Annotated in this window: 2 protein-coding genes; both read left to right on the forward strand. The window is 32.6% G+C overall.

Annotated features, from left to right (window positions below; all coding sequences use genetic code 11):
- On the forward strand, positions 1-457 hold a 457-nt coding region (locus IHO13_RS05315), incomplete at its 5' end, for a beta-ketoacyl-[acyl-carrier-protein] synthase family protein (RefSeq protein WP_458695366.1).
- Positions 458-817: 360 nt separating this feature from the next.
- On the forward strand, positions 818-1,747 hold the full coding sequence (locus IHO13_RS05320; protein ID WP_225538606.1) for an AEC family transporter: 930 nt from the start codon (positions 818-820) through the stop codon (positions 1,745-1,747).
- The last annotated feature ends 273 nt before the right edge of the window (positions 1,748-2,020 follow it).

A 2,020-nucleotide genomic window follows, 5' to 3' on the forward strand; every position in this document is an offset into this window, starting at 1 on the left:
TGGACTAACGGGGGATGCTTATCATATTACCGCTCCACATGAGAGCGGAAGAGGTGCATTGAAATCAATACAGCTTGCCTTACAGAGTGCACAAATTAGTCCAAATCAAATTGGGTATATCAATGCACATGGAACTTCAACGCCACTTGGAGATAAAATCGAGGTAATAGCAATAAAACAGTTATTTGGTGACTACGCTTATAAGATACCAGTTTCTTCAACCAAATCCTCTATAGGACATTTACTTGGTGCTGCAAGTAGTGTTGAAGCAATATTTAGTATTCTTGCGTTAAATGAAGGAATTGCTCCCCCAACTTTAAACCTGCACAAACCTTCAGAAGGATGTGATTTAAATTTTGTACCGCTTAAAGCTCAAGAGCATAAGATCCAATATGCGCTTTCTAATTCGTTTGGCTTTGGCGGCACTAACGCATCGCTTATCTTTGGAAAAGTATAATTAGTTCTATCGTTTATACTTGTCTACAAAGCGCTTATTTTGCAACAAAAATAGTTGGGGTTTGTATTCTATATCAATTGAAAGCATACAACGAGGCCAAGCGAAACTAAACTTTGCTTTTTAGCAAAGCTACCACTATTGAAAGATATGTAAGAAGCTTTATAAAAACTTAACATGATTTTATCATAAAAATGTCATTCTTATGTTTTGTAAAAGCGGTTCCTAGCACTAAATAGGTCTTTTTAAATAACTATGAGTTGGGTAAATTGGAAAATAAATTTTATTTACTTTTACAATGTCTTAAGATCTAATGTCAATTTATCAGTTGGAAGTATCAAAAAGGATTATAATTAGGCTAGTATGTTCTTTACCCTTTTTCTCAAAATATTACCTATTTATATTACAATACTTATTGGTTATTTAGCAGGAAAATGCCTTAAGATTGATAGAAATACTATATCTCAAATACTCTTTTATATAGCTAACCCAATAGTGATTCTGTATGGAGTATCTCATACAGAGGTCAATTTAAAAGTGATTTCTTTGCCGATTTTGATATGGTTTATAGGTAGCACTATGTCCTTATCGGTGTATTATCTTTCTTCTTTTTTATTTAAGGACAATACGAAAAACATATTGGCATTTAGCTCAGGCAGTACAAGTATGGGTTATTTTGGCTTGCCAATTGCTATGACTTTATTTGATGAAGATTCAGTGTCTGTATATGTTGTTTGTTATATAGGAATGGCACTGTTTGAAAATAGCTTAGGATTTTATATAGCTGCAGATGGTATATATACTGCAAAAGAATGTATGTTAAGGTTGCTCAGACTTCCTTCGTCCTATGCGATGATTCTGGGCTTCTTTTTGAGTGTATGCGATATACAAATACCTGCTTTTCTAACAGATGTTATGATGAATATTAGAAGTACATTTATTACATTAGGAATGGTACTGCTTGGGGTGAGTATTGCACAAATTACAAATTTTAAAATAGATTGGAAGCTTGCTTTAACCACTATCACAGCAAAGTACTTATTTTGGCCATTATTTGTTTTGGGAATTGTCCTAATAGACAAACATATCACAGGTATATACGATGAAAGCATATATAAAGCGCTGATGTTGCTAGCTATTATTCCAGTTTCTGGATCCAGTGTAATACTTGCTAATATTTTAAATTATCAACCAGATAGAGCTACTTTGCTGCTTCTCATCAGTACTGCAGTAGGACTATTTTACGTTCCGCTAATAATATCATTATTTTTTGCCAAACTTGTTCCTCTTTGATTAGAAATTTAAGCAATATAATATCAAACATACTTGTTGAAAGATCTTATACTGAAAATTAGCTATTCAGTTTGTATCTGCTTAAGACGTGGCTAATGTGTAAGCAAGAAATGGTGCCACGAAAGTAGTTTTTTCAGCCAATATTCTTTAAACTTAGAATAAGGTCTAAATTTACTACTTTAGTAAACCTCAGTATAAAAAAGTTGAAACTTCCTCAGAATAGTGTACAATTTTCAATGCTTTTTAAGTTAATTTCTCATAGCTTTTTCAAAG

Origin of the sequence: Wolbachia endosymbiont of Mansonella perstans, from assembly GCF_020278605.1 — a bacterium.
Taxonomy (GTDB): domain Bacteria; phylum Pseudomonadota; class Alphaproteobacteria; order Rickettsiales; family Anaplasmataceae; genus Wolbachia.

Excerpts from the sequence above, each read along its gene's own strand:
- IHO13_RS05320 (WP_225538606.1), top strand. The coding sequence starts at position 818 with ATGTTCTTTACCCTTTTTCTCAAAATATTACCTATTTATATTACAATA.